Source organism: Secundilactobacillus paracollinoides DSM 15502 = JCM 11969, assembly GCF_001311135.1.
GTDB classification, from domain to species: Bacteria; Bacillota; Bacilli; order Lactobacillales; family Lactobacillaceae; genus Secundilactobacillus; species Secundilactobacillus paracollinoides.
Map to the genome: position 1 here is coordinate 1 of NZ_BBAG01000140.1, position 1,817 is coordinate 1,817.

Sequence of the window (1,817 nt, forward strand, 5' to 3'; positions counted from 1 at the left end):
AATCATTAATTAAATGAATTTTGTGGCGCTCACCAATGGCTGTTGGTGGGTGTTTTTTATGTTCTATTTATCGATTTCATTTAGAATTATAGCTCAACCACAACAAAAGTCAACGGTTTTAAAAACTAGCACTACAGCACTAAAGCGCTATAGAACAAAAGAACTACAGCACTACAGAATATAAGCACTACAGAACAACAGAACTATAGAACTATGGAACTAAAGAACTACGGCACTGTTTTTTCTTTTAGTAAATGCTTGCACATAGGGCTTAAAGCTATACGGTAGTGCTAACACTACGGAACTAAAGAACTAAAGAACTACAGCACTGTAGAACATAAGCACTACAGAACAACAGCATTATAGAACTAAAGAACTAACGCGCTATAGCACTATATCGTGTTGATTCAAAAACGATATAGTGCTAATATAACAATAATCGTTAGGAGGCGTTATCATGACACAAACCATAACATTTGGAAATTTTAAAGGCGGAGTTGGAAAAACTAGTAATTCAACATTAGTAGCTCTAGACCTTAGCAATCGTGGTTACAAAACACTACTAGTTGATTTGGATCCCCAAGGAAACGCCACAAATCTACTCTTGAATACTAAAGTTAATATTGATGGAAAAGTTGGCCATTTTAAAAAATCTCTCATGGCTAGTATTGAAGATGGCGATTTAACTCAATCTTTAATACATATAAAAGAAAACTTCGATATCCTAGCTTCTGCACCTGACTTTGCTCTTTTCCCACGCTATATGGAAAAAATCAAAGACTATAATGAACGTGTCAAAGAATTCAGTAATCTTATCAAGCCTATTAAAGATAAATATGATTATGTCATCATAGATACGCCGCCTACTATCTCGTTAATCACCGATTCAGCATTGTATGCCAGCGATTATTGTGTAATTGTTATGCAAACTCATGAACATAGTTTTGAGGGAGCTCAAGCATTTATAGAGTATATCCAGGAACAAGTTATTGATACCTACAAGGCTCCCCGTTTGGAAATCGTTGGTATATTGGCTGTTCTATTGCAAGCCGGAGCTCCTGTAGATGAAGCAACTATTCAAAATGCTATTAATCAGTTTGGAACTGAAAACATTTTTAAACATAAAATTCACTCGATGCAGAGGATCAAGCGTTATGGAATAACTGGTATTACTTTCAATACTCAGTTTGATAGGCGTGTATTCAAAGTATACAAAGACGTAACTGACGAGATGCTAAAAAGAATGGAGGCAATTGAAAATGGCTAATAAATTGATTCGGTCTAACCGCAACCCAATTAAGCCAGATAAGCAGGCTGAAATTTCGGATTTTTCAAATTCAAATAAAGGAATTAAAACCCCACAAAATCAAGTTGCTTCGGTTACTTTTGACACAAACCTAAAAATCAACAACCACATTAGAAACAAATTGCAAGCAATGGCTGTATTAGGGTATAGTGACAATCAAAAGGCAGCTATTGAAGTAGCTTTATCTGTTTATATTGAATCTTTGACTTCAGACGAACGTAAAGAATTAGAATTTCAAATTGCTTCTTTAGAAAAACGTGATGTACGCGTAAAAAGTAAATAATCACGTGCTCTCAGACAACATGTTCAACTTTTAGACGTATAATTGTCCGTTTAAATGAAGCAGAATGTGTTTATATCACGTTATAAAATCAAAATTTTATTAGACAATAAAAAACACCACCCAAATTAATGAGTAGTGCTTTTTGATATGCAATTGGCATAAAGATCTGAATAAATAGAAAGTTGGTAGATTGCAAATTTAATCCGAATTTTTGGACAAATTTGTCAT

General features: G+C 34.1%; 2 protein-coding genes. Both read left to right on the forward strand.

The window, feature by feature from the left end; translation table 11 throughout:
- Nucleotides 1–457: 457 nt before the first annotated feature.
- Entirely contained in the window at nucleotides 458–1,267 is an 810-nt protein-coding gene (locus JCM11969_RS16590; protein WP_015474642.1) for a ParA family protein, read from the forward strand.
- A complete protein-coding gene (locus JCM11969_RS16595; RefSeq protein ID WP_054712994.1) occupies nucleotides 1,260–1,589 on the forward strand; it encodes a DUF5388 domain-containing protein in 330 nt (109 codons plus the stop codon). Before JCM11969_RS16590 ends, JCM11969_RS16595 begins: the two co-directional genes overlap by 8 nt.
- Nucleotides 1,590–1,817: the final 228 nt, after the last annotated feature.